The sequence below is a fragment of the Leucobacter chromiiresistens genome (assembly GCF_900102345.1).
Lineage (GTDB): Bacteria > Actinomycetota > Actinomycetes > Actinomycetales > Microbacteriaceae > Leucobacter > Leucobacter chromiiresistens.
Genome location: NZ_FNKB01000001.1, coordinates 2,676,763 through 2,702,507, shown reverse-complemented (window position 1 = coordinate 2,702,507; position 25,745 = coordinate 2,676,763). Strand labels below are relative to the sequence as shown.

Here is a 25,745-nt window from a genome sequence, read left to right as displayed (position 1 = left end):
GCGTGCGGGTCAGGACTTCTTCTCGAAGAGGTCGCCCACGAGCTTGGAGCTCACGAGCACGATGAGCAGCAGCACGATGCCCACTGCGGCGATCCCGGCGTAATTGAGCGGATCGCCCGCGCTCGACAGCGTCGAGTCGGCGTTGTCGCCGCCGCCGCTCGCGAACGCGGGAGCGGCGATGAAGACCGAGGCGAGCGCGACGGTCACGGCGGTGGCGATGCGGGTGCGGATCTTCACGGAACACTCCTCAAGCGTGCGGGTGCGCGACTGCGCAGCGGATGCCTCCAGTCTAGCGGGCGGCGAGTTCGCCTCCGCACGCCGCGTCGCACGGGGCGAGCCGAGGTTGAGGCCGTAGCTTAGGAGCATGATGGAACAGCGCGAGCAGACCGCGATCGACCGCATCGCCGAGGCCTGGGTGGACACCCTCGTGGAGCACGACCCGACAATCGGCACGTACATCGGGCGCACGGGCGGCGGGCTGCCCGATCTCTCGCCCGCGGGGCACGAGGCCCTCGCGGCGGACCAGCGGCGGATGCTCACCGAGCTCGTGGCCGTCGCTCCCGCCGACGAGGTCGACGCCGTAACCCGCGCCGACCTGGAGGCCGAGCTGCGCCTCTCGCTCGCGCAGCACGACGCGGGGGAGCACCTGCGAGACCTCAACGTCATCGCGTCGCCGACGCAGAACCTCCGCGACGTGTTCGACCTCATGCCGACCGACACGGAGGCGGACTGGTCGCAGGTCTCCGACCGGCTGCGCGCGGTGCCCGCCGCACTCGCCGGATACCGGGAGACCCTCGCCGACGGCGTGCGGCAGGGGCTCGTTCCGGCGATCCGCCAGGTCGAGGAGGTCGCGCAGCAGGCGCGCCGCACCGCGGGCACCCCCGAGGAGCCGGGGTTCTTCGGCCGACTCGCGGGATCGTCGGGGATCGCGGCCGAGTCCGCCATCGAGCTGGCCGCGGCGGCGGCCTCCGCTTCGAGCGCCTACGCCGAGCTCGCCGACTTCCTGGAGCGCGACGTCGCCCCGCATGCGCCCTCCGCCGACGCCTTCGGGCGCGACCGGTACGCGCTCGCATCCGAGGCATTCCTCGGGGCGAAGATCGATCTCGACGAGACGTACGAATGGGGCCTCGAAGAGCTCGCGCGCATGGTCGCCGAGCAGGAGCGGACCGCCGCCGAGATCGTCGGAGGACGGCCGCGGCCCGGCATCGTCGCGGAGGCGATCGCGAAGCTCGATCGCGACCCCTCGCGCAAGCTGCACGGCACCGACGCCCTGCAGCGGTGGATGCAGGAGACGAGCGATCGCGCGGTCGCGGAGCTCGCCGGCACGCAGTTCGAGATCCCGCAGGAGATCCGATCGCTCGAGTGCCGCATCGCCCCGACCCAGGAGGGCGGCATCTACTACACGGGCCCGAGCGACGACTTCTCCCGACCCGGTCGCATGTGGTGGTCGGTGCCCGAGGGCGTCACGGAGTTCGACACCTGGCGCGAGCTGACGACGGTCTACCACGAGGGGGTTCCCGGCCACCACCTGCAGATCGGGCAGGCCGTCGTGAACCGCGGCTCCCTGAACGAGTGGCGGCGCCAGCTCGCGGGCACCTCGGGGCACGCCGAGGGCTGGGCGCTGTACGCGGAGCGGCTGATGGAGCAGCTGGGGTACCTCGACGACCCCGCCGATCGCCTCGGGATGCTCGACGGGCAGCGCATGCGCGCCGCCCGCGTCGTGCTCGACATCGGCGTGCACCTCGGCAAGCGCCGCCCCGACGGCGGGGTGTGGGACGGCGAGTACGCCTTCGGATTCCTGGCGGAGAACGTGAACATGAACGACGGCTTCGTGCGCTTCGAGGTGCTGCGGTACCTGGGCTGGGCGGGGCAGGCGCCCTCCTACAAGGTCGGGCAGCGCATCTGGGAGGGGCTCCGCGATCAGGCGGCGGCGCGCGCGGGCGAGTCGTTCGACATCCGCTCCTTCCACCGCGAGGCCCTCGCGCTCGGCGGCGTGCGTCTCGACACGCTCGAGCGCGCGCTGAACGGCGGGCTCGGGGCGTGACCGCCGGGCTCTGCCCGTGCGGGCGGGGGATGGGCTACGCGTCGTGCTGTGGCCCGCTGCACGCGGGCGGGGCCGCGCCCTCCGCGGAGCGCCTGATGCGGTCGCGCTTCAGCGCATTCGCGCTCGGCGACGCCCCCTATCTGCTCGCGACGTGGGATCCCGAGACGCGGCCGGATTCGGTCGAGCTCGACGCCGACACCGAGTGGAAGCGGCTGTTCGTCGAGGAGACGGAGGCGGGCGGCCCGTTCAACGCCGTCGGAATGGTGACCTTCACCGCGATCGCTCGCGGCCCGGAGGGTCGCATCGAGCTCAGGGAGCGCAGTCGGTTCCGCAGGTCCGACGCGGGCGGGCGCTGGGTGTACGTCGACGGCGAGGCCCCGCAGTAGCGGCTGGGAGCCGGAGCGCCGGAGCACCTTCGGTGCTCGGGCCCCGCGACATCGTCACTCGATGTAGACGTCGAGGTGGTTGCCGAACGTGCCGCGATCGTAGATCTTTCCCCGATACCCGAAGGGGGTCTCGAACACGGTGCCCTTCGGCGCATCGCCGGCGAGCACGATGTAGCCGTCGGCGTCGCTGACGTACCCGTCGTCGTTGACGTGCCGACCCGGGATCTGGAGCCCCGCGCCGGGGAGCACCTGCTGGCTGTAGAACGTGAAGCGGTAGCCGCCCCAGTTGACGACGCCGCTGAACAGGAACTGCTCCAGCGTGTAGAGCGCGGTGCGCGGCGCCTTCCGCGGCGGCTCCGGCGCGGTCGCCGCGCTCTGGGCCGCGGCAACCGCGACGCCGGCCGCGCCGGGTGCGGAGGGGCCGTCCGTCGCCGTGAGCGTCTGCCGCGGTGCGGCGGTCGACGCGCCCGCCGCTTCCCGCGGTCCGGCGTCGGCGAAGGCCGCCGTCATCGAGAGCGGGGCGAGCGCGGTCGTGCCGAGCAGCAGTGCGGCGGTCGCGGTCGCGCCCGCCGCGCGGGCGAGCGGGCGCCGAGCCTCTGACGGGCGCGCAGAACCGGGAACCATGGGCACAGAGTCTAGCCCCCGGAGCTGCGGGGTTCGCAGCTCCGGGGGCCCTCCCTCACGCGCCCGCGCTCACCCGGCCGCGTTCACCGCCGATGCGCGAGACTCGCGCAGCCGCTGCACCCACGCCTCGACGTCGCTCGCGGTGCGGGGGATTCCGGCAGAGAGGTTGACGCAGCCGCCCTCCGTCACCACGATGTCGTCCTCGATGCGCACCCCGATGCCGCGGTACTCGGCGGGCACGGTGAGATCGTCGGGCTGGAAGTACAGGCCGGGCTCGATGGTGAACACCATTCCCGGCTCCACCACGCCGTCCATGTACATGTCGCGACGCGCCTGTGCGCAGTCGTGGACGTCCATGCCGAGGTGGTGGCTGGTGCCGTGCACCATGTACCTGCGGTAGTAGGCCGTGCCGTCGTCCTCGGGGAGAAGGCCCCACTCGCGGGTGCGGCGCTCGATGACCTCCATCGCGGCGGCGTGCACGTCGCGGAAGCGGATGCCGGGCCGCACGATCGCGCGTGCGGCGTCCGCGGCTTCGAGCACGGCGTCGTACACGCGGCGCTGCACCTCGGTGAAGGTGCCCGAGACGGGCACGGTGCGGGTGATGTCGGCGGTGTAGAGACTGTCGAGCTCGACCCCGGCGTCGAGCAGCAGCAGGTCGCCCTCGCGCACGGCGCCGTCGTTCTGGATCCAGTGCAGCGTGCACGCGTGCGGGCCGGAGGCGGCGATCGTCTCGTAGCCGACCGTGTTGCCCTCGAGGCGCGCCCGCTGGTTGAACACGCCCTCGACCACGCGTTCGCCGCGCGGGTGCCCGCTCGCCTGGGGCAGCGCGGCGAGCACGTCGTCGAAGCCCTGCGCGGTCGCGTCGACCGCGGCCTGCATCTCCGCCAGCTCGAAGGCGTCCTTCACCAGGCGCAGTTCGGAGGCGACGCGGGCCACATCGGGGTCGTCGAGCGTGCGGTCGCCGTCGCCCGCGATGAACGCGGCGAGCGGGGCCGTGGCCACGCCGAGAGCGGCCGAGACCTGCTCGAGCGACGGACGGGGGCCGATCCAGAACTCCCCGATCTCGGGGTTCGCGAAGAACTCGTCGCTGTCGCGACCCGCCCGCTCGCGGAAGTACACGGTCGCGTCGTGCCCGCCGTCGCGCGGCTCGAAGACGAGCACGGCACCCGGTTCGCTCGCCGAGCCCCACCCCGTGAGGTGCGCGAAGGCGCTGTGCGCGCGGTAGGGGTAGAAGGTGTCGTTCGAGCGCTGCTTCATGGCGCCGGCGGCGACCACGACCCGTTCGCCGGGGAAGTGCGCCGAGAAGGCCCGTCGTCGCGCCTCCGCGTGGGCCGCGACGGGAGACGGCTGGGGGAGCACGTCGGGGCGGTCGGCCCACTGCGTCGAGAGGTACTCCACGAACGCGTCGGTCTGCGGAGTCGTGCTCCGGTTGCTGTTGTCGATCTCCACCTCGTGAGTGGTCTTGCTGCTCTCGGTCATGGGTCCATCCTCTCATCCCCGTGCGGCGCCGTCGCGGGGCGGCGGCCACCCGTGCACTGCGAGCCGCGGCCCCCGGGCGGCGCGCCCTAAGATGGCAGGATGAGCGATTCCGCGGAGACTGCGGCGGGCTTCGACCTGCACACCCACTCGGTGTTCTCCGATGGAACGACCCGCCCGGCCGATATCGCGCGCGAGGCGGCAGCGCTGGGGCTCGCGGGCTTCGCGCTGACCGACCACGACACGGTGGACGGGTGGGACGAGGCGCGCAGCGCCGCCGCCGAGGCGGGCGTCGACTTCCTGCCCGGCATCGAGATCACGACGAAGCATCGGGGCAAGTCGCGCCACCTGCTCGGGTACGGGATCGCGCCGCTCGCCGGCGAGCTGCTTGACGCGCTCGCCTCCGTGCGCCGGTCGCGGCTCACGCGCGCTCGGGAGATGGTGCGGCTCGTCGCCGTCGATTACGCGATCACCTGGGAGGCCGTGCTCGGGGACGAGGATGCGCGCACGGTGGGCCGACCGCACATCGCCGACGCGCTCGTCGCCGCGGGATACTTCCCGGATCGCAGCACCGTGTTCGCCGAACTGCTGCATCCGCGATCGCCCTACTACCTGGGAACCGAGGCGATCGAGACGGTCGACGCGATCCGCATGGTGCGCTCCGCGGGCGGTGCGGCGGTGCTCGCGCACCCCGCCGCCTTCCGCCAGCGCACGCCGGTGACGCCTGGCGAACTGGCGGAGCTCGCGGGCGCCGGCCTGCTCGGCGTCGAACTGCGGCATCCCGAGCACCGGGAGGACTGGCTGCCGCCGATCATCGCCGCGGCATCGAGACTCGGCCTCATCGCCACCGGGTCGAGCGACTACCACGGCGCGGGCAAGCCGAATCTGCTGGGTCAGCAGGTGACCGACCCCGCCACCGTGCAGCGCCTTCGAGCGGGACTCGCGCAACCGCGCTGACCCCGCCCGAAGCGCGGCGGCTCGGGCTACTCGGCCGTCGCGGACGCGGGCTCGCCGCGATCGCCCGTGCCGGCGTCGGCGCCCGAGGCGGGTGCGGCGACGGTCCCGGCCTCCGCTGCGCCCGATCCGCCCGAGCCGCCCGATCCGCCGCGACGGCGACGGCGACGGCGCTTAGGCGGAGCCGTCTCGCCCGAGGCCGCCAGGGCGTCGGCGGGCGTCAGCGGAGCCCCCGGTTCGCCGCCGCCCGCGGCGTCGTGACCGTGCTGCTCGTGGCCGTGCGACTCGTGGCGCCCCTGGCCGAGCGGGTTCGCGCTGCGGGTGCGGCGGCGCGTGCGCGTGCGCTTGCCGTCGCCGCTGCCGTCGCCCCCGTCGCCCTCGCCGCTCGAAGCGGCACGGCCCGATCCCGCACCGCCGCTGCGGTCGGACGCGCCCGACCGGCCTCCGCGGGCGTCCGAGCGCTCGCGCGGCGCGCGCTCCTTCACCGGCGTAGCCTTCAGCCGGCCCTTCGTGCCCTCCGGGATCTTGAGATCGGCGAAGAGGTGCGGGGAGGAGGAGTACGTCTCGACTGGTTCGGCGATATCGAACTCGAGCGCCTTGTTGATGAGCGCCCACTTGTGCATGTCGTCCCAGTCGACGAACGTCACCGCGATGCCGGTGCGCCCCGCGCGGCCCGTGCGCCCGGCACGGTGGAGATACGTCTTCTCGTCGTCGGGTACGGTGTGGTTGATGACGTGGGTGACGTCGTCGACATCGATGCCGCGGGCGGCGACGTCGGTGGCGATCAGGATGTCCTTCTTGCCCGCCTTGAACGACGTCATCGCGCGCTCGCGCTGCTCCTGGTTGAGGTCGCCGTGCACCGACACCGCGGAGAAGCCGCGGTCCACGAGCTCCTCCTGCAGCTTCGCGGCGGCGCGCTTCGTGCGCATGAAGATGACGGTCTTGCCGCGGCCCTCCGCCTGCAGGATGCGGCCGATCACCTCGTCCTTGTCGAGCGAGTGCGCGCGGTACACGATGTGCTCGATGTTCGCCTGCGCGACTCCCTCGTCGGGATCGGTCGCGCGGATGTGGATCGGATTCCTCATGAAGCGGCGCGCGAGCGTCACGATCGTGCCGGGCATCGTGGCGGAGAAGAGCATCGTGTGGCGCGCCGGCGGCGTCAGCGAGAACAGCTTCTCGATGTCGGCGAGGAACCCGAGATCGAGCATCTTGTCGGCCTCGTCGAGCACCATCTCGCGCACCTTTCCGAGGTCGAGGAGCCGCTGGTTCGCGAGATCGAGCAGACGCCCCGGCGTGCCGACGACGACCTGCGCCCCGGCCCTGAGCTGCTCGATCTGGCCCTCGTACGCCTTGCCGCCGTAGATCGGCACGACGGTGGCCGCACGATTCTTCGCGGCCAGCTCGAGATCCTCGTAGACCTGCACGGCGAGCTCGCGGGTCGGCACGACCACGAGCGCCTGCACGCCGGGTGCCGGATCGGCTCCGACGCGCTGCAGCAGCGGGAGGCCGAAGCCGAAGGTCTTGCCGGTGCCGGTCTTCGCCTGGCCGATGATGTCCTGCCCCGAGAGCGCGAGCGGGATCGTCTGCTCCTGGATCGGGAAGGCTTCCGCGATACCGCGATCCAGCAGGGAGTCGACCATGTCCTGGTCGACGCCGAGTTCGAGGAATGTCGTCATAGTGCGTCCTTTTCGATGAGTGCGATGCTGCGCGCACAGGTCGACAGGCGCAGCGGCCGGTGCTCCGATGGCCCCGGCGGTGTGTGACGTTCGGCGCCAGTCTATTCCAAGGCCGCCTCCCTGCGGCGGTAAGCTGTCAGGGTGTTCGAGTGGATCAAGGGCCTGCGCCGGAAGAGCGCACCCGCGCGCAAGATGCGCTCGCGCGGCGACTCCGCCGAGGCGGAGCGGGTCGAGCTCGCCGAGTTCGCGCCCGGCATCATGCCGTTCCTCGGGCTCACCGCGTACCTGCAGCTCGAGCTCTACGAGGCCGCGACCCGCGCCGTGTCGGGGGCGCCGTCGCTCGAGGCGAAGGATGTGCTGGCGCGCGTCGCCGGGCAGACGCTGGCGAAGCACCAGCAGCTGACGGGCGAGATCCGCTCGCGCGGACACGAGCCGCACGTCGTGATGGAGCCGTTCTCGCCCGTCATCGACTCGTACGTCGAGCGCATCGACACGGGCGACTGGCACCAGCACGTGCTCTCGCTGTACCTCGTCGGCGGGCTCTTCGACGACTTCTTCGCGAGTCTCGCCGGCGGGCTGAAAGACGGGTACCGCGGCGAGGCGGTGGCGATCCTGCGCAACGACACGGGCCGGCCCGAGCTCAAGACGCTGCTGCAGGACGCGCTCGCGTCGGACGAGCTGCTCTCCAGCTGGCTCGCCGTGTGGGGGCGCCGGCTCGTCGGCGACACGCTGCTGGTCTCCCGCGCCGTGCTGTCGCTGAGCGAGCACCGCGCCTTCGATGCGAGCGAGGTCGAGCCCGTGTTCACCGAGCTGATCGCCGATCACATCCGGCGCATGGACGGGCTGGGACTCACCGCCTGAGGCCGCCCATGCCGACTTCGACTCTGCCGCACTGCGCGTACTTCGAAGCGGGGCGCTGCCGGTCGTGCGTCCTGCTCGAGACGCCGTACCCCGAGCAGCTCGGCGAGAAGGAGCGGCGGTGCCGAGACCTGCTGCCGCAGGTGCCCGAGGCGCTGTGGCTGCCCACGGTGCGGGGCGGCACCGCCGACTTCCGCAACAAGGCGAAGCTCGTGGTGGGCGGGCGCCCGGGCGCCGTCACGCTCGGCATCCTCGACCGCGGCGGCGCCGGCGTCGACCTGCGCGACTGCGTGATCCAGGAGCCGGGCATCCGCGACGCGATCCCGCAGCTCGCGGCCTTCATCGAGTCGACGGCGCTGGCCCCGTACGACGTGCCGCGGCGGCGCGGCGAGCTCAAATTCGTGCACATCACGCTGGCGCCCTCGGGCGACCTCATGCTGCGCTTCGTCACGCGCTCGGAGCAGGGCCTGCACGTGCTGCGGAAGGCGCTGCCGGCACTGCTCCAGCGCGTGCCCCGGGCGGTCGTCGTCTCGGTGAACCTGCTGCCCGAGCACAAGGCGGTGCTCGAGGGGGAGCGCGAGGAGCTGCTGCTCGGCTCCTCGCTCGAGATGGGTCTCGGCGACATCTCGCTGCATCTGCGACCCCAGAGCTTCTTCCAGACCAACACCGCCGTCGCCCGGGCGCTCTACGCGCAGGCCGCGGAGTGGGTGACCGCCGAGCGACCCGACTCGATCTGGGATCTGTACTGCGGAGTCGGCGGCTTCGCGCTGCACTGCGCGGTAGCGGTTCGCGCGGAGCCCCCGCGCGTGCTCGGGGTCGAGATCAGCGCCGCGGCCGTCGAGTCGGCCCGGCGCAGCGCGAGCGAGGCGGGGATCGCGGCCGAGTTCGTCGCCGCCGACGCCACGGCGTTCGCGCTCGCGGCGCCCGCCGCCGACGCCCCGCACACCGTCATCGTCAACCCGCCCCGGCGCGGCATCGGCGCCGAGCTGTCGGCGTGGATCGAGCGCGCCCCGGCCCAGCGGGTCATCTACTCCAGCTGCAACCCCGAGAGCCTCGCGACCGACCTCGCCGCGATGCCCTCGTGGCGGGTGCGCGGTGCCCGGGTGTTCGACATGTTCCCCCACACGCGCCACCTCGAGGTGATGGTGCTGCTCGAGCGGCACGGCTGAGCGGGTCGGAGCGCGCCGCCGCGTGCGGATCGACACCGGGTGATGGGAGGATGGCCCCATGAACATCGTGCTCGGAGTGACCGGCGGCATCGCCGCCTACAAAGCGGTGCAGCTCGCCCGCACCCTCGTCGAGGACGGCCACGACGTGCACGTCGTCCCGACCGAGGAGGCGCTGCGCTTCGTCGGCCGGCCGACCTGGGAGGCGATCAGCCGCAACCCCGTCACGACGTCGGTGCACGAGGATGTGCCCGAGGTGCGCCACGTCGGCCTCGGGCAGCGCGCCGACCTCGTGATCGTCGCCCCCGCGACGGCGCACACCCTCGCCCGCATGACCGCCGGTCTCGCGGACGACCTGCTCGGCACGACCCTGCTCGCGACCCGTGCTCCGGTGCTCGTCGCCCCGGCGATGCACACGGAGATGTGGCAGCACCCCGCCACGCAGGACAACGTCGCGATCCTGCGCTCGCGGGGCGTGCACTTCGCCGGCCCCGAGTCGGGCCGGCTCACGGGCGCCGATACCGGCCCGGGGCGCATGAGCGAACCCGATGCGATCGCGGAGCGCGCCCGCGCGCTGCTCGCGGAGGTCGAGCAGGAGCTCGACGCGGTCGGGGCCGAGGCGGCCGTCGCGCCGCGCGCAGAGGAAGCCGTCGCCGAGGTGCCGCTCGAGACCGCTGCGGCCGATGCGCTCGACTCGGTGCGGGCGGATGCGGAGGGATCGGGCCGCGACCACGACCTCGCGGGGCTGCGGATCATGGTGACCGCGGGCGGCACGCGCGAACCGATCGACCCCGTGCGCTACCTGGGCAACCGGTCGAGCGGGCGGCAGGGCGTCGCCATCGCGGCCGCGGCGGCCGACCGCGGCGCGAAGGTGGTGCTCTTCGCCGCCAACGTGGACGCCGCAGTGCTCGCCGAGGTGCAGGATCGCGCCGCCGTGCGCGTGGTGCCCGTCAGCACGACCGCCGAGCTGGAGCGGGCCGCACGGGCCGCCGCTGCGCGCGCGGAGGTCGTCATCATGGCCGCGGCGGTCGCCGATTACCGCGTGGCCGAGGTCGCCGAGCGCAAGATCCGCAAGGAGGACGGGGACGGCCGGGCGCCGGTGCTGGAGCTCGTGGAGAACCCCGACATCCTCGTCGGCCTCGTGGAGGAGCGCCGACCGGGGCAGGTGATCGTCGGGTTCGCGGCGGAGACGGTCGAGAACGAGGAGGAGCTCCGCGAGCGGGGGCTGCGGAAGCTCGCCCGCAAGGGAGCGGATCTGCTCGCGGTGAACGCCGTGAGCTGGTCGGAGGGCTTCGAATCGGCGGAGAACACCCTGCACGTGCTCGCACGCGACGGCCGGCCGGAGACGGTGGCGACCGGTACGAAGCGCGCCGTCGCCGACGCGCTGCTCGACGCGGTCCGCGACGCGCGCGACGCGTAGACGACGCGGCCCCGCGCTCCGATGGGGAGCGCGGGGCCGCGTCGTGTGGCGCCGTTCAGCTGATGAAGCCGACCTTCCGGCCGCCCTCGCCGCCGAGCTCGACGTACAGGATCGCGTCGGTGTGCACGAGGTACTGGTGGCCCTTCACGTCGGAGAGCGTGATGAGCGCGGCGCCGTTCGAGACGGCTTCTTCGACGACGCCGCGCACCTCTGCAGCGCTCGAATCGGTGTCGAACGCGAGCTCGCGGGGCGAATGCTTGATGCCGATGCGGATTTCCACGGGGCCTCCTGAAGTCGGTGGCGCTGGGCCACGGGTCGAGTCGGTGTCGAGTCTACGGCTGCTGCCTGCCCGCCCGTCGGCGGGAGCGGCTCCGTTCGCCAGCAGCGCACGGGGCGAGGGTCGCTCCGCCGCGCGAGCTGCCGTGTCGGCGGCCGTCAGTAGGCTGACGGCATGAGCTCATTCGACCGATCGCAAGAGGGGGCCCTCGCCCTCGACGTCGACGCGCACGGCCGCGTGCTCGGGGCGCCGGGGAGCGGCAAGACCCGCGTGCTCGTCGAGACGTTCCGACGCGCGATCGACCGGCCCGGCTGGGGCGAGCAGGACGTGATCGCGCTCGCCCCGAATCGTCTGGCCGCGGCCGACCTGCGCGCACGGATCGAGCGGGCGATCGGGCGGGCGATCGGCGGCACGCCGGTGCGCACGGCGGCGTCGCTCGGCTTCGCGATCCTCTCGCGGGAGCGAGCCCTGGTGGGCGCCGACGCCCCGCGACTGCTCACGGGCACCGTGCAGGACGAGCTCCTCGCCGATGTGATCGCCGAGGAGGGCGCGACTGCGCTCGCCCGAGACGCCGGCATCACACCCGAGGTGCTGGCGACGGCGGCGTTCCGCGCCGAGCTGCGCGATCTCTGGCGCGTCGTCGACGACTTCGGTCGTTCGCCGCAGGGCCTCGCGGGCGAGGTCGCGGAGGCGCGCGCGGAGGCTGCGGCCCGTGCTGCGGCGGAGGGGCCCTCCGACCCGCTCGTCGCCCACTGGATCGCGGCGCTCACGATCGTCGATGCGGCTGCGGCGCGTGCCGCAGCCGTGCGTCCGGGCGAACTCAGCCCGAGCGCGATCCTGCGCGCCGCGGGTGACGCCGTGCGTGAGCACGGGGCCCGCTCGGACGCCGTGCCGGGCGACGGGTTCGCGGTGCCGCGGCTCATCCTCGTCGACGACGCCCAAGAGCTGGGCGAGGGGGCGCTGGCCCTCCTCGCGGCGTGCGCCGCGGTGGGGAGCCGCATCCGGGTGTTCGGCGATCCCGACATCGCGACGGGGTCCTTCCAGGGTGAGCGCACCGGCGTGCTCTCGGGCGTCGTGCGCGAGTTGGTGCGCCGTCTGCCCGCCTCGGCGGGTCGACGCGTCGAAGCGGCGGGGGAGGCGCTCGTCACGCTCGAGGAGGTGCACCGGTACGGCGCCGAGGTGCGCGGCCTCGTGCACGACCTCACCCGGCGCATCGGGGCGTCGGGCACCGGCGCGCACCGAGCCGCGCAGGCGTCGGCCGAGCGCGCTGCGGTCGCGGCGCGCGGCGAGGCCGTGCAGTTCGCCCGCGTGACGTCGTCGGCCGAGCAGCTGGGCGTCATCGCCCACCGCTTCCGCGCCCGCAACCTCGGCCTCGGCGGAGGAGAGCCCGTGGCCTGGGACCGGATGGCGGTGATCTGCCGTAGTCGCGGGGAGGCCGTGCGCATCGCGCGCGCCCTCGCCGTGCACCAGGTGCCCACCGGTGTGGCGGCGGGCGGCATCGTGCTGCGCGAGCACCGGGTCGTGCGCGAGCTGATCCGCATGCTGCAGCACGCGCTCGGCATCGCGCCGCTCTCGGCGCAGGAGATTCTGCAGATCGCCGGAGGGGCGGTGGGCCGGCTCGACCCCGTCGCGGTGCGCCGGCTTCGCGGCGCGCTCGTGCTGCACGAGCGGCGCGCCGCCGCCGCCGCGGAGCGCGACCCGGTGAGCATCGACGAGCTCGTGGTCGAGGCCGTCGCCTTCCCCGGCGCGACCCCGGTGATCGACAGCGCCGGCGGCCGGGTGCTGCGCCGGATCGGTGTGGTGCTGCAGGCGGCGGAGCGCGCGCGTGCCGCGGGAGGCACCCCGCGCGAAACCCTCTGGGCGCTCTGGGACGGCACGCGTCTCGCCGCGCACTGGCAGGAGGAGGCGCTGTCGGGTCGAGGAGCGCGCGCCGACGAGGCGAGTCGCTCGCTCGACGCCGTGATGGGGCTGTTCTTCGCCCTGCAGCGTCATGAGGAGCAGGACAGCGCGCAGACGATCGAGGCGCTGCTCGCCGACCTGCTCGAGAGCGCCGTGCCCGAGGACTCGCTGGCGCGTCGCGGCGCGCGGTCGACCGTCACCGTGACGACGCCCCAGGGAGCGCTCGGCCGCGAGTTCGAGGTGGTGGCGATCGTCGGCGTGCAAGACGGCGCCTGGCCGAACCTGCGCTCGCGCGGCTCGCTCGTCGGCACCACAGCGCTCGAGCGCTGGCTGCGCGGCGGCTCGGCGCAACCGCCCTCCCGGCGCGACACGCTGCACGACGAGCTGCGGCTCTTCGCGCAGAGCTGCTCGCGAGCCCGCGAGGAGCTGCTCGTCGTGGCCGTCGCCGACGAGCAGCAGCACCCCAGCGCCTTCTTCGGGCTCGGCCGCGAGCACGCCGTCGCCTCGCTTCCGAGTGCGAGGCTCACCCTGCGCGGCCAGGTCGCCGCCATGCGGCGCCGAGCGGTGCGCGACCCCGGCGACGCGGGCGCCGTAGCGGCGCTCGTCGCCCTGGCCCGGGCGAACGTGCCCGGAGCCCACCCCGACGACTGGTACGGCGTGCTGCCGCCGAGCACCTCCGCTCCGCTCATCGATCTCGCGGGCGACCCGGAGGCGCGGGTCAGCGTGAGCCCCTCGCAGCTCGAGCGAGCGGTGAACTGCCCCCTCGACTGGGTCGTGTCGAGTCTCGGCGGCGGCGCCGGGAGCGTGCAGGCGAGCCTCGGCACGCTGCTTCACCACGCGTTCGAGACGGCGACGCGCCCCGACCCCGAGCACCTCCTCTCGATCGTGGAGCAGGAGTGGGGCAAGCTGCCGTTCGCCGCCGACTGGGAGGCCGAGCGGACCCGCAGGCTCGCCCGCGCGATGGCCGCGGGCCTCGCCGACTACCTGCGAGAATTCGACGGCTCCGATCGCACGCTGCTCGGCCGGGAGGCGGTGTTCCGCGCGACCGTCGACCGAGCCGAGCTGCGCGGCGTCGCCGATCGACTCGAGCAGCGCACGAACCGATCCGGGGAGCAGGAGGTGACCGTGCTCGACCTCAAGACGGGGCGCACTCCGCCGAGCAAGGCGGCGGCCGAGGAGCACGCCCAGCTGCAGGCCTACCAGATCGGAGTGATGCTCGGGGCGTTCGACATCGCGTCGCAGGAGTCGGGCGGCCCGCGGGGCCACTCGCAGCCCGAACCGCAGCGCGACCCGGCGCCCGCCGACGAACACGGCGAGACCGGGCGGACGAGCGGCGGCGCGCGTCTGCTCTACGTGCACCCCGACGCGGTGAAGGGCGCGGGGTTCGTCGAGCGCGTGCAGCAGCCGCTCTCCGACGAGGCGCGCGAGGCGTTCCTCGCACGCGTGTCGAAGGTCGCGGCGGTGATGGCCGGCGGGGCGTTCACTGCGCGCATCGAGCACCACTGCTCCGACCCCCACCAGCCGGGCGACTGCCGCCTGCACGTGATCCCGCCGGTGAGCGTCGCATGAGCGGCGCGCAGCCCGAGCCGCGACCGCGCCGACCGATCTTCTCGGCGGCCCGCATCGCGGAGATCCTCGCCGTGCCGCCCGCCGCTCCGCTCACCCCCACGGCGGAGCAGCGGGCCGTCATCGAGCACCCGCTCGGCAGCACCGCGCTCGTCGTCGCGGGTGCGGGGAGCGGCAAGACCGAGACCATGGCGAACCGGGTCGTCTGGCTCGTCGCCAACGGGCTCGCGGCGCCCGACGAGGTGCTCGGGCTCACGTTCACCCGCAAGGCCGCCGGCGAGCTGCGCGAACGCATCTCGGGCCGGCTCTCCGACTTCGCCGACCGGCTCGGCGACGCCGCCGAGCGCGGGGCGCTCGAGCAGGCGGAGCTGCGGCGCTCGGAGGAGCTGCGCGAGATGCTCTCCGACGGTCTCGACGTGCCCGATGTGAGCACGTACAACGCATTCGCCGCCGGCGTGCTCCAGGAGTTCGGCATCGCCGCCGGCGTCGCCCCCGGAGCGGCCGTCATCGACACCGCGACCGCATGGCGCATCGCTCGCGAGGTGCTCCTCGCGAGCGACGATCCCGGCCTCGTCGAGAGCGAACTGCGCGTTCCCGAGCTGATCCGGCACATGCTCGGGCTCGATCACGCGGTCTCCGACCATCTGACCTCGCTCGACCGCGTCGACCGCATCGTCTCCGAGTTCTCGCGCGTGCAGCACCTGCCCTACAACGAGAAGGAACTCGGAGGAACGCCGAGCGGCAAGCAGTACGCGCCCGTGCGCGACGCCGTGGCGAGCCTCGCCGAGACGCCGCTGATCACCCGCCTCGCCCGCGCCTACGCGCAGGAGAAGCAGCGTCGAGGGGTCATCGAGTTCCCCGACCAGCTCGCGCTCGCGACGTCGGCGCTCGATGCGTCGCCGAACGCCCGCAACGCGCTGCGCCGCAGACATCGCGTCGTGCTGCTCGACGAGGTGCAGGACACGTCCGTCGGGCAGACGCGGTTCCTCTCGCGCATCTTCGCTGGGGGGTCCGTGATGGCGGTGGGGGATCCGCACCAGTCGATCTACGGCTGGCGCGGTGCCTCTGCGGAGGGGCTGCAGTCGTTCCACGCGGACTTCGCCGGGCGCCGGCGCGACTCGGGCGGGGGCTCGGACGCCGCCGCGGGTGCGGGCCGCACCGCGAACGGGCCCGGCACGCCGCCCGCGACGCTGACCCTGTCGACGAGCTGGCGCAACCCCGGCAGCGTGCTCGCCGCGGCGAACACCATCGCGGCGCCGCTCGCCGCGGACGCCGCCATCGACGTTCCGCAGCTGTCGCCGCGCCCCGGAGCGCTCGCCGGGAGCGTGGAGTGGTGCTACCCCGAGACCGTGCACGAGGAGCGCATCGCCGTGGCGGAGTGGATGCGCGAGGCGCGGGAGCGGTTCCGCGCCGAACGCGGGGAGCTGCCGACCGCCGCCGTGATCTTCCGCACCCGGGGCCAGATGGCCGCGTTCGCGGCGGCCCTCGCAGATGCCGGGGTGCCCGCACGCATCGTGGGGCTCGGCGGCCTCCTCACGACCCCCGAGGTGACCGACGTCGTGAGCGCGCTCCGGTGCCTCTGGTATGCCGATGCGGGCGGCGACCTCATCCGGCTGCTCGCCGGTCCGCGCTTCCGCCTCGGCGTCGCCGACATCTCGGGCCTGCGCGACGCCGCTCGCTGGTTCGGGGAGCGGGACGTCGCGCAGCGCCCGCTCTCGGCGGAGGATCGGGCGCCCGACCGCGTGCTGCCCGACCCCGACCGCAGGGTCACGCTGATCGACGCGCTCGATCAGCTCGCGGGAATGCGCGATCTCGGGCACCGCGCGCTCGCCTCGATCTCGGAGACGGGCCGGCACCGGCTCCGCGAAGCGGGACGCATGCTCGCCGGTCTGCGGCAGGGGGTGGGCGGGAGCATCCCCGAGCTCATCGGCGCGACGGTGCAGGCTCTGCGCATCGACATCGAGCTCGACGCCAACGAGGCGCGCGAGCTCGCGGGAAGCTCGGCCGCTCACGCCAATCTCGATGCCTTCACCGACCTGGTGGAGTCGTATCTCGCCGTCGACGCCGAGGGCACCCTGCCCTCGCTGCTCGAATGGATCGAGCGCGCCATGGAGGCCGACGAAGCGGCCGAGCACGTGGCCGAACCCGCCCCGGGCACGGTGCAGCTGATCACCGCGCACGGGTCGAAGGGGCTCGAATGGGACCTCGTCGTCGTGCCGAGACTCGTGGCCGGGGAGTTCCCCGGACAGGCGCGCGCCGGCGCCGGCTGGCTGCGCACGGGGCAGCTGCCCGACGAGCTCCGCGGCGACGCGGCCTCGCGCCCCGCGCTCAACTGGCGCATCGCCGAGACCCAGCAGGAGCTGCGGGATCGCATCGCCGAGTATCGCGCGGCGCTGCAGGCCCGGCACCAGGAGGAGGAGCGGCGGCTCGCGTACGTCGCCGTGACGCGATCGGCCGGCCGGCTCCTGCTGACCGGGTCGTTCTGGGGCGGCCAGACGCGGGCTCGCGTGCCCTCGGTGTTCCTGACCGAGCTCGAGGAGGCGGGCGTCATCTCCGGGCTGCCCGGGGTGAGCGCCCACGACGCCGACCCGTCGGAGCGCGACGAGCTCACGCTCGAGTGGCCGCTCGACCCGCTCGGCGCGCGCTCGAAGGCCGTGCTGCGGGCGGCCGAGACCGTGCGACGGGCGATCGACGCGCGCGAAGAGGCCGAAGCGCGCGACGGGGCCGACGCGCGCGACGAGGCCGCCCCGCTCGACGAGGCCGTGCGCCTGCTGCTCGCCGAGCGCAGCGCACGCTCGGGCGAGGCGGGTGCGGCCGCTGGCGCGCCCGGCGACCTGCCCGATCGGCTCACCGCGTCGACGTTCCACGAGTTCGTCGAAGATCCGGTCGCCGCCGAGCGCGCGCGTCTGCGGCCGGTGCCGCAGCGTCCCTTCCGCCGCACCCGAGTGGGCAACCGCTTCCACGAGTGGGTGGAACGACGGGCGACGACCGCCCGCGGCACCGAGCTGCCGCTCGCCGCGTTCGACGATCCCCAGTGGGCGGGCTCCCCGGAGGCGGTCGACGCGACTCCGCACGACGACCTCGCGTCGGATGCTGCCGAGCTCGCGCCGCTCATCGAGCGCTTCGAGCGCTCCCGGTGGGCGGACCGTCAGCCGATCGCGGTGGAGCAGGAGGTGACGCTGCCGTTCGCCGGCCGCACCCTCGTCTGCAAACTCGATGCCGTCTACCGCGGCGGCGACGGCAGGTTCGAGATCGTCGACTGGAAATCAGGCCGCGCCCCGCGCACCGACGCGGAACGCGAGTCGCGGTTCTTCCAGCTCGACCTCTACCGGCACGCCTACTCGCAGTGGGCGGGCGTTCCGGCCGACCGCATCGACGTGTCGCTGTTCTACGTCGCCGAGGGAGTCGAGCTCGCGGGTCGTGCGCCGCGCAGCCTCCACGAACTCGAGGAGGTGTGGCGATCCGCCGCAGCGAGACTCACCGGCGCGGGTGCGGAGGGAGGTCCTCCTCCGCGATCGGCTCGGTGAGCTGCTCCGCGCGGTCCGGCCGGCCCCCGCGGTCGTCGGCGGCAGCCCCGACGTCATCGGTCAGCGGGTCGATGACGTCGGTCGCCTCCGCATCGGTGGGCGCACCCGGGGCGTCCCGTCCCGTGTCGTGCGCGCCATTATTTCCATCGGCACCTCCGGCGCTCTCGGGAAGGGGCTCGATGAAGTCGGTGTCCACCCCGAACATGCGATCCTCGTCGAGTCCCTCGAACGCGGCGGTGTCGGACTGCACGTCGTCGATCTGCGGCGTCTGCTCGAGCAGCGCGACGACCTCGGCCGAGCTCAGCGGCGCGGCCGCCACCGCCTCGGTGAACGCCGCGCCGAGGGCGCCGCCCGTGCCCACCATGCGGTCGAGCATCGCGACCGCATCGTCGATGACGGCCTGGTCGTGCGTCTCGGTGCCGTGCAGCAGCCACCGAGCCACCTCGAGCTCGTGGTACAGCGCCGCCCGCGCGCGCAGGTGCGAGAGGGATTCGCTGTTGCGCGCCCGGGCGTACCGCGCGATCACGCCGTCGAGCACCTCCGTGCCGGCGGCGAGGAGCCAGGCGAGATCAGCGGCCGGGTCGCCGATGCCGAACTCCGACCAGCCCAGGACGGCGGTGATCGCGCCCTCCTCCACGCGGATCTGCTCGGCGTCGAGCGAGCCGTGCACCATCGTCGGGGAGAAATCCCAGAGGTCCGCCGTCTCGAGCACGTGCGTCCAGCGACGGCGCACCGTCTCGGGGAGGAGTCGCGTCGCATCGGCGCGATCGACGAGGCGGGTCGCCAGCACCCGCAGATCCTGCGCGGATCGCACCGGCAGCCCGCCGTGCTGCGCGACGGTGAGGGGAAGGTCGTGGATGGCCGCGATCGCCTCCGCGAGCGGCTGCAGCAGAATCGCATCGTCGGTGAGATCGGACGCCTCGAACCGGGCTCCGTCGAGGAACGTGGTGACCACGGCTCGCGTCTCGCCCGCACGGGTCATGCCGAGTGCGGTCGGCGCGGTGAAGGGGAGGCGGCTCCGCGGCCCCTCGGTGAGGGCGGCGAGCCCGAGCAGCTCCGCCGACTGCTGCACCTCGGCCTGCTGGGTGCGCGGAACCCGGACGAGCAGGTCGTCGCCCTCCGCGGCGATCACTGCCGACACGAACGCATCGTCGCTCTCGTGTTCGCGGACTCCGAACACGACCAGCCCGGGCACCGCGGAGGTCGAGAGCGCGGCTAAGGTGAAAGGAATGCTGGCCATGTACTCAGGGTATGCATGCGCGTCGACTCGGTCGATTCGCCACGCGCACCGCGGTGCAGCCCGCCGGCAACTCCAAGCAGCGCCGCGTCCGGGCGTACGCTTCGGTCGCCATTGAACAGGGGAATGCATGACCTCGAACCCGACCAGGCCGCCGCTCGCGAGCGGAGCGCTCGATCGCGACGCGTCGACCCGCATGAGCGAGGAGCGGCTGCGCGACGCGTGGCGCGACCCGGCGGCGCGTCTCCTCCGGCTCCGCGGCGTCGAGATCCCGGTCGTTTCGAGCGGCAATGGGGTGCGGCTCGCGTGGCGCCCCGCCTCCGGCGACCGAGCGGCGACCGACGTGTACCTCGGACGCATCGACGGCGCCCCGGCGTTCGCCCGGAGCGAGCCCGCCGCGGTCGACGGCGCTCCCGCGGTCGACGGCGCGCCCGCGGCCGACGGCGCAGCGCCCGCAGGGGAGCGTGAGCGGGCCGGTGCGGCCGACGAGCGCTGGACGCACCCCTTCCAGGTCGGTGCGGGCCTCCCGGAGGTGGAGCGGGAGGCGATCGGCGTCGCCTCGGCGCTGCTGCGCTGGCAGGAGGCGGCCGGATTCTCGCCGCGCGACGGCGGGCCCACAGAGCCGATCCAGGGCGGTTGGGCGCGTCTGGACGCGCACGGGGGAGAGCACTTCCCGCGCACCGATCCCGCCGTGATCGTGCTGATCGAGCACGACGACCGCGTACTGCTCGGCTCGAATGCGCTCTGGGAGTCCGGCCGCTTCTCGCTGCTCGCCGGATTCGTCGAGGCCGGCGAATCGCTCGAGCAGGCCGTCGAGCGCGAGGTGTTCGAGGAATCCGGGGTGCGCCTGGAGGAGATCGCCTACGTCACGTCCCAGCCCTGGCCGTTCCCGAGATCGTTGATGCTCGGCTTCCGGGCGCGCCTGGCGGCGGGATCCGACCCCGATGCGCTCGTCGCCGATCCGACCGAGATCTCCGAGCTCCGATGGTTCACCCGCGATGAGCTCCGCGAGCCCCACGAGAGCCTGACACTCCCCATGCCGCTGTCGATCGCGCGGTGGATGATCGACCGCTGGGTCGCGGAGGGCAACACCGCAGCGGGCGACGTGCGGGCGACGCGGTGAGTGAGGACGCGGAGGCGATCCTCGCGGCGCTCGATCCCGAGCAGCGGGAGATCGCGGAGAGCCTGCGTGGGCCCGTGGCCGTGCTCGCGGGCGCCGGTACGGGCAAGACGCGGGCCATCACCCACCGGATCGCCTACGGCGTGCGCACGGGCGTGTACGACCCCGCGCGCGTGCTCGCCGTGACCTTCACGCGGAAGGCGGCCGGTGAGCTGCAGGGGCGTCTGCGAGCGCTCGGAGCCGACGGCGTGCGGGCGCAGACCTTCCACGGCGCGGCGCTCGCCCAGCTGAACCACTTCTGGCCGGAGCTCGTCGGCGGGCCCGCCCCGAAGATGCTCCCCGGCAAGGTGGCGGCGCTGTCGCAGGCCGTCGAATCGCTCGGGTTCAGGCTCGGGGGCGAGGCGCTGCGCGACGCCGCGGCCGAGATCGAGTGGCGCAAGACGCGCATGCTCAGCATCGACGCCTACGCCGACCAGATCGAGAGCCGCCCCGTGCCGCAGGGCCTCACTCCTGAGCGACTCGTGGACCTGCACCGCGCCTACACCGCACTGCTCGAGGAGCGCCGCCAGATCGACTTCGAAGACGTGCTCGTGCTGATGACCGGGATGCTCGAGGCCGAGCCCCGCGCCGCCCTGCAGGTGCGGGAGCGCTATCGCTTCTTCACCGTCGACGAGTACCAGGACGTCTCGCCGCTGCAGCACTCGCTGCTGCGGATGTGGCTGGGGGATCGCGACGACCTCTGCGTGGTGGGGGATGCGAGCCAGACCATCTACTCGTTCGCGGGGGCGTCGAGTGCCTACCTGCTCCGGTTCGGGGCGGAGTATCCCCGCGCGCGCGAGATTCGGCTCGAGCGCAACTACCGGTCGACCGAGCCCGTGGTGCGCGTCTCGAACCGGCTGATGCGGGATCGGCCGGGGGCGTTGACGCTGCGCGCGGCGCGCGCGGACGCGACCGCGGCGCCGGCCCCGACGTTCGAGTGGTTCGCCTCCGATCACGACGAGGCGGCGGCCGTCGCCGATTCGGTCGCGGCTGCGGTGCGGGCGGGAACCCGCGCGTCGGAGATCGCGATCCTCTACCGCACCAACGCCCAGTCGGCGCGATTCGAGGAGGCGCTGCGGCAGCGCGGGCTGAGCACCCGGGTGCACGGCGCGCAGCGCTTCTTCGATCGTGCGGACGTGCGTCAGGCGGTCATGCTCATCCGCGGAGAGGCGAAGGTGGCCGACACGCGCCCGTTGTTCCAGATCGTGAGCGACGTGCTGCGGGCCGGAGGCTGGTCTGCGAAAGCGCCCGAGGGTGCCGCGCAGCGGGAGAAGTGGGAGGCGCTCGGCGCCCTCCTCGGGCTCGTCGACGAGATGCCGCCCGGAACCGGCATCCGGGAGTTCAGCGAGGAGCTGCTGGCGCGGCAGCGGATGCAGCACGAGCCCACGCTCGAGGCGGTGACGCTGAGCGCGATCCACGCGGCGAAGGGCCTCGAATGGTCGATGGTGCACGTCGTCGGGCTGAGCGAGGGGCTGCTGCCGATCACGCACGCCGCCGATGAGGCGGCGATCGACGAGGAGCGCCGCCTCTGCTACGTGGCGTTCACCCGCGCGAAGGACACGCTGCGGCTCTCAGGTGTCTCGGGCGGCGGGCGCACCCCGCGGGAGCCGTCACGGTTCATCAGCGAGGCCGGGATGGTCGCCGCCGGGCGCTGATCACCGGTGCTCGGCGACGACGTCCCCGCAGGCGCACTCCGGGTGCGGGTCGACGCGCGAGACCCGCGGGGCGCGGAACGGAGACCGCTCCGAGACGCTCGGCGCATCGAGCTCGACCCGGAGGCGGTGCGCGGTCGGGTCTCCCGAAATCCACGCGCCGATGAGGCCGGCCGCGTGGGCGCCCGCGAGCACCGCGAGCTCCGGCGTCTCGCTCGCGACCGCGGCCCCGGCGAGCTGCGCGGCGAGCGCGGCGGTCGCGGCGTCCCGCTCGATGCGGTCGAGTGAGACGCAGGTGTGGCACGGGTACCCGTCTCGGCCGACGATCGGTCCGACGTGCACGGCCCCATCGGTGAACCGGACGAGCAGGTGCGGCACGCCCGCCATGAGCCATCGTTGCGCGCGCTCGAGCGGCTCCCAGTAGCGCTCGACGTACACCACCAGTTCGGGATCGGCCGGATCCTCGAAGGCGCCGGCGGCCGGGAAGCGGCACAGCCCGGTGGCGGCGAGCGCTTGGGCGAGCGCGGGGATCGGGCGTCCGCCGTCGCAGATGACGGTCGCGAGTGCGCCGGGCTCGCCGGCGCGGATCGCGGGGGAGCCGTCGCGCAGCGCCGGCCCGAGCTGCGCGATCACGTCGTGCGCCTCGGCGAGGGTCGCGCCCACCCTTCGCGCCTCCTCCGGCAGGCGATCCGCATCGATGCCGCGCCGGAGCGCGCCGACGAAGCGCTGCATGCCCGCCGTGGGGGATGCCAGGCAGGCGATGGGGCGCTCGAACCCGGCTCTCAGGGTGTCGGGATCCTCCCAGCAGACGGGGAGGGCGGGGTCGAGGCGCATCGGTGCGGGAGCGCGTGCGGGCTCGGCTCGCGGACCGGGCTCGGGCTCGGGCTCGGGCTCGGCTGAGCGTCGCGCTGCTGCGGGCGGATGACTCGACGGTGCAGGTTCCATAGCAGCAGTGTGCGCATGTTGCGCCGCTCCCGCACGTTATCCACAGGGGGCGCCGCACACCGGCCTCGAAGCGAAGTCGGCGACGGCTGTGGGCGAAGATGCGCGGCGGCGCGTCGACGCGCTCAGCCGCGCTCGCCGCCGCGATCCTCGTCGCCGCGGTCCGCGTCGCCCGGACCCTCGCCGCCGCGATCTGCATCGTGCGGCGGCAGCTCGCCGTCGAGCAGCTGCGCGAGCGCCGCGTCGAACTCGTCGGCCTCGGCGTCGGGCGAGGCCCCGGCCAGCCCGAGCCGCTCCAGCAGTCGAGCGGGGTGGTCCAGCTCCTCCGCGGTGGGGAGCAGATCGGGGTGCGCCCAGAGCCCATCGCGCGTCGCGGTGTCGCCGCGCTCTCCGACGAGCCGCCACACGGCTGCGGCTTCCCGCAGGCGACGCGGCCGCAGTTCGAGGCCGGCGAGGGCGGCGAACGCGTGCTCGGCGGGGCCCCCGGTGGCGCGGCGGCGGCGCACCATCTCGGCCACGGCGTCGGCCCCGGGGATGCGCTTCGCGGCATCCGCCGTCACCACGTCGACCCAGCCCTCGATCAGGGCGAGCATGGTCTCGAGCCGTGCGTGGGCGGCCTCCTGCGCCTCCGTCTTCGGCGGAATCAGCGCGCCGTTCGAGATGGCCTCCTGAATCTGCTCCGGATGCTGCGGATCGATGTCCCGGGCCAGTTCCTCGATGCGGCCCGTGTCGATGCTGATGCCGCGGGCGTAGTCGCCGATCGCCGTGAGCAGATGCAGCCTGAGCCACTTGGAGTGCCGGAAGAGCCGGGCGTGCGCCAGCTCTCGGATGGCGAGGTACAGGGTGACCGTCTCGGCGTCCTGATCCAGGCCCTCGGCGAAGGCCGCCACCCCCGCGGGCAGCAGGGCGCCGCCCTCGCGGCCGGGGCCCGAGAGCAGCGGGATCCCGATGTCGCCCGCCGACACGACCTCGCCCGACAGCCGCCCCACGATCGTTCCCAGCTGCACCGCGAAGAGCGCGCCGCCGACGCTGCGGAGCATGGGCGTCGCCCCCTGCAGCGCCGATCCCAGCTCCTCGGGCATCTGGCTCTCGAGCGCGTGCATCAGGGCGCGCGTGATGGACTCCGCGACGGGCTCGGCGAGCCCCACCCACGTGTCGATCGACTGCTGCACCCACTCGATGCGCGACAGCGTCTTGGGCGCGTCGGGCGTGGGGCCGAGCTCGGTGGCCTCGTCGAGCCACAGCGCGGCCACCGGGAACGCCCTGAGGGCCGCAGCGGAGTCGCCCGCGCCGGCGTCGCCGCTCGCGACCTCGATCGCCGTCTTCCGTGCGACCGACCAGTCGATCTCGGCCGACGGATTCTGCATCGCGCCCTGCAGGGTGCCGAAGAGCGCCTGCAGCGCCTGCGGATCGACGTTGATGCCGGCCGCCTTCGCGAACTGCTCGGGATCGAACCCGTTCGCCGGCATCGCTCCGCTGCCCGACAGCATCTCGCGCAGGATGCGCTGCAGCTCTTCGAAATCGCCGCCGGAATCGGGGCGCTCGGCGCCGTCGTGGTCGTTCGCGCTCATTGCCGCTCCTTCGTGATCGCCTGTCGAACAACGCTACGGCACCGTGCTCAGATGCGCCTGCTAGATTGACCGACGCCCGGCGATTCCCATTGCGCCGACTGCGAACAGGCGCGAGCGCACGAGGAGAGATTTGAGCGAGCACATCGGCGAGAGGCGTTCGCTCGAGGCGCCGGGTGCGGCGCCGGATCGCCGGAGCCGACGGCTGTGGATCGCGGGGGCCATCGCGGTGCCCGTGCTGCTCGCGGGCGCGATCCCGTCGCCCTACGTTTTGGAGCGGCCGGGGCCCGTGGTCGACACGCTGGGCGATGTCACGGTCGACGACGCCGTCGAACCCGTCGTGTCCTTCCCCGACGCGAAGACGTACCCCACGAGCGGCACGCTGAACCTGCTCACGGTGCAGGTGCTCGGCAGCCCCGACGATCGCCGCAGCTGGCTGTCGCTCGTGCCGGGGCTCGTCGACCCCTCGCAACGGATCGCCCCGCTCACCGACTTCTTCCGGGAGGGGGAGACCTCCGACGACCGCGAGGCGCAGAACACCGCGCTCATGGCGGGATCGCAGACGACCGCGGCCGCCGCGGCCTTCCGCGCCACCGGGGCCGAGGTCGGAGTCGTGCTCACCGTCGCCGAGGTCGCGCCGGGCAGCGCGGCCGACGGGGTGCTGCAGGCGGGGGATCGGCTGATCGCACTCGACGGCGACGAGATCGAGAGCTTCGCCATGCTGCGGGAGCGCACCGTTGCGGCCGGGGACGGCGGGCTCCTGCGGCTCGGGATCGAGCGCGACGGCGACCGCCTCGACGTCGAGCTCTCGCCGACGGTCCCCGAAGGAGGCGAGGAGCCCCTCATCGGGGCGACCATCGCCACCGACTTCGAGCTTCCCAGCGAGGTCGACATCTCGCTCGACGACATCGGCGGGCCGAGCGCGGGCATGGTCTTCTCGCTCGCCATGTACGACCGGCTCACCCCCGGGGAGCTGCTCGGCGGGATGACGGTCAGCGGAACGGGCACGATGAGCGATGGCGGAGAGGTCGGGCCAATCGGCGGTCTCGAGCAGAAGATGTGGGCGGCGTCGCGCGCGGGGAGCGACCTCTTCCTCATGCCGCTCGGCAACTGCGCCGACCTTCCCGAGCATGTGCCCGGCGAGATGCCGGTCGCCCCGGTCGCGACGCTCGACGAGGCGATCGACGCGGTCGAGACGGCCGCCGCCGGGGGAACGCCGGCGGGGCTGGAGCGATGCGGCGCGGACGTCTCCGCGCGCACCGCCTCCGAGTAGTCGGATACGGCCCCCGGGTTTTACCAGCGCGGCCCGGTAGG

19 protein-coding genes are annotated in these 25,745 nt (G+C 73.6%); 11 read left to right on the top strand and 8 right to left on the bottom strand.

The features are described from left to right. Positions 1 to 9: 9 nt before the first annotated feature. Positions 10 to 237, bottom strand: a complete 228-nt coding sequence (locus BLT44_RS12305) for a hypothetical protein (protein WP_010156758.1) — start codon at positions 235 to 237, stop codon at positions 10 to 12. Positions 238 to 367: 130 nt separating this feature from the next. On the opposite strand from BLT44_RS12305, the gene BLT44_RS12300 reads away from it, so the two are divergent. Continuing rightward, positions 368 to 2,044 (top strand): DUF885 domain-containing protein, encoded by a 1,677-nt coding sequence (locus BLT44_RS12300; RefSeq protein WP_010156760.1) that lies wholly within the window; start codon positions 368 to 370, stop codon positions 2,042 to 2,044. A 29-nt stretch (positions 2,045 to 2,073) separates the two neighbouring features. Then, on the top strand, positions 2,074 to 2,430 hold the full coding sequence (locus tag BLT44_RS12295; protein WP_074690248.1) for a YchJ family protein: 357 nt from the start codon (positions 2,074 to 2,076) through the stop codon (positions 2,428 to 2,430). Between the two features lie 54 nt (positions 2,431 to 2,484). On the opposite strand, the gene BLT44_RS12290 is transcribed toward BLT44_RS12295, so the two are convergent. Continuing rightward, positions 2,485 to 3,054 carry a hypothetical protein gene (locus BLT44_RS12290; protein ID WP_074690246.1) on the bottom strand — a complete coding sequence of 190 codons (570 nt, stop codon included), beginning with the start codon at positions 3,052 to 3,054 and terminating at the stop codon, positions 2,485 to 2,487. Positions 3,055 to 3,123: 69 nt separating this feature from the next. Next, positions 3,124 to 4,533 (bottom strand): aminopeptidase P family protein, encoded by a 1,410-nt coding sequence (locus BLT44_RS12285; protein ID WP_010157881.1) that lies wholly within the window; start codon positions 4,531 to 4,533, stop codon positions 3,124 to 3,126. 99 nt (positions 4,534 to 4,632) lie between these two features. Between BLT44_RS12285 and BLT44_RS12280 the strand changes: the two genes are divergently transcribed. After that, a complete protein-coding gene (locus tag BLT44_RS12280; RefSeq protein ID WP_010157883.1) occupies positions 4,633 to 5,487 on the top strand; it encodes a PHP domain-containing protein in 855 nt (284 codons plus the stop codon). A gap of 26 nt (positions 5,488 to 5,513) precedes the next feature. Here the strand turns inward: BLT44_RS12280 and BLT44_RS12275 are convergent, their stop codons facing one another. After that, complete coding sequence (locus BLT44_RS12275) at positions 5,514 to 7,160, bottom strand: DEAD/DEAH box helicase (protein WP_074690244.1); 1,647 nt, start codon at positions 7,158 to 7,160, stop codon at positions 5,514 to 5,516. Positions 7,161 to 7,301: 141 nt separating this feature from the next. On the opposite strand from BLT44_RS12275, the gene BLT44_RS12270 reads away from it, so the two are divergent. The 3 genes from BLT44_RS12270 to BLT44_RS12260 are packed head-to-tail and all read left to right on the top strand — an operon-like array spanning position 7,302 to position 10,604. Next, positions 7,302 to 8,021, top strand: a complete 720-nt coding sequence (locus tag BLT44_RS12270) for a ferritin-like fold-containing protein (protein ID WP_010156764.1) — start codon at positions 7,302 to 7,304, stop codon at positions 8,019 to 8,021. Between the two features lie 8 nt (positions 8,022 to 8,029). After that, entirely contained in the window at positions 8,030 to 9,187 is a 1,158-nt protein-coding gene (locus BLT44_RS12265) for a methyltransferase domain-containing protein (protein WP_010156765.1), read from the top strand. A gap of 58 nt (positions 9,188 to 9,245) precedes the next feature. Next, positions 9,246 to 10,604 carry a bifunctional phosphopantothenoylcysteine decarboxylase/phosphopantothenate synthase gene (locus BLT44_RS12260; RefSeq protein ID WP_010156766.1) on the top strand — a complete coding sequence of 453 codons (1,359 nt, stop codon included), beginning with the start codon at positions 9,246 to 9,248 and terminating at the stop codon, positions 10,602 to 10,604. Between the two features lie 55 nt (positions 10,605 to 10,659). Here BLT44_RS12260 and BLT44_RS12255 read toward each other — a convergent pair whose 3' ends face one another. Beyond that, on the bottom strand, positions 10,660 to 10,884 hold the full coding sequence (locus BLT44_RS12255) for a DUF3107 domain-containing protein (RefSeq protein ID WP_010156767.1): 225 nt from the start codon (positions 10,882 to 10,884) through the stop codon (positions 10,660 to 10,662). A gap of 171 nt (positions 10,885 to 11,055) precedes the next feature. On the opposite strand from BLT44_RS12255, the gene BLT44_RS12250 reads away from it, so the two are divergent. Together BLT44_RS12250 and BLT44_RS12245 are read left to right on the top strand one after the other, a co-directional pair. Next, complete coding sequence (locus BLT44_RS12250; RefSeq protein ID WP_074690242.1) at positions 11,056 to 14,349, top strand: PD-(D/E)XK nuclease family protein; 3,294 nt, start codon at positions 11,056 to 11,058, stop codon at positions 14,347 to 14,349. Then, entirely contained in the window at positions 14,346 to 17,873 is a 3,528-nt protein-coding gene (locus BLT44_RS12245; RefSeq protein ID WP_074690240.1) for an ATP-dependent helicase, read from the top strand. Before BLT44_RS12250 ends, BLT44_RS12245 begins: the two co-directional genes overlap by 4 nt. Here BLT44_RS12245 and BLT44_RS12240 read toward each other — a convergent pair. Next, on the bottom strand, positions 17,824 to 19,113 hold the full coding sequence (locus tag BLT44_RS12240; RefSeq protein ID WP_010156770.1) for a phosphotransferase: 1,290 nt from the start codon (positions 19,111 to 19,113) through the stop codon (positions 17,824 to 17,826). The two genes, BLT44_RS12245 and BLT44_RS12240, sit on opposite strands and share 50 nt — an antisense overlap. Positions 19,114 to 19,240: 127 nt before the next feature. Between BLT44_RS12240 and nudC the strand changes: the two genes are divergently transcribed. Further along, positions 19,241 to 20,233, top strand: coding sequence for an NAD(+) diphosphatase (gene nudC / locus BLT44_RS12235; protein ID WP_074690238.1), 993 nt, complete (start codon positions 19,241 to 19,243; stop codon positions 20,231 to 20,233). Next, positions 20,230 to 21,924: an ATP-dependent helicase gene (locus tag BLT44_RS12230; RefSeq protein WP_010156773.1), complete on the top strand. Its 1,695-nt coding sequence runs from the start codon at positions 20,230 to 20,232 to the stop codon at positions 21,922 to 21,924. The genes nudC and BLT44_RS12230 overlap by 4 nt, the downstream gene beginning before the upstream one ends. On the opposite strand, the gene BLT44_RS12225 is transcribed toward BLT44_RS12230, so the two are convergent. Continuing rightward, positions 21,925 to 22,866: a hypothetical protein gene (locus BLT44_RS12225; protein ID WP_143026054.1), complete on the bottom strand. Its 942-nt coding sequence runs from the start codon at positions 22,864 to 22,866 to the stop codon at positions 21,925 to 21,927. Positions 22,867 to 22,988: 122 nt separating this feature from the next. Next, positions 22,989 to 24,434 carry a zinc-dependent metalloprotease gene (locus BLT44_RS12220; protein ID WP_010156775.1) on the bottom strand — a complete coding sequence of 482 codons (1,446 nt, stop codon included), beginning with the start codon at positions 24,432 to 24,434 and terminating at the stop codon, positions 22,989 to 22,991. A gap of 130 nt (positions 24,435 to 24,564) precedes the next feature. On the opposite strand from BLT44_RS12220, the gene BLT44_RS12215 reads away from it, so the two are divergent. Continuing rightward, positions 24,565 to 25,704 (top strand): YlbL family protein, encoded by a 1,140-nt coding sequence (locus BLT44_RS12215; protein WP_010156776.1) that lies wholly within the window; start codon positions 24,565 to 24,567, stop codon positions 25,702 to 25,704. Positions 25,705 to 25,745: the final 41 nt, after the last annotated feature.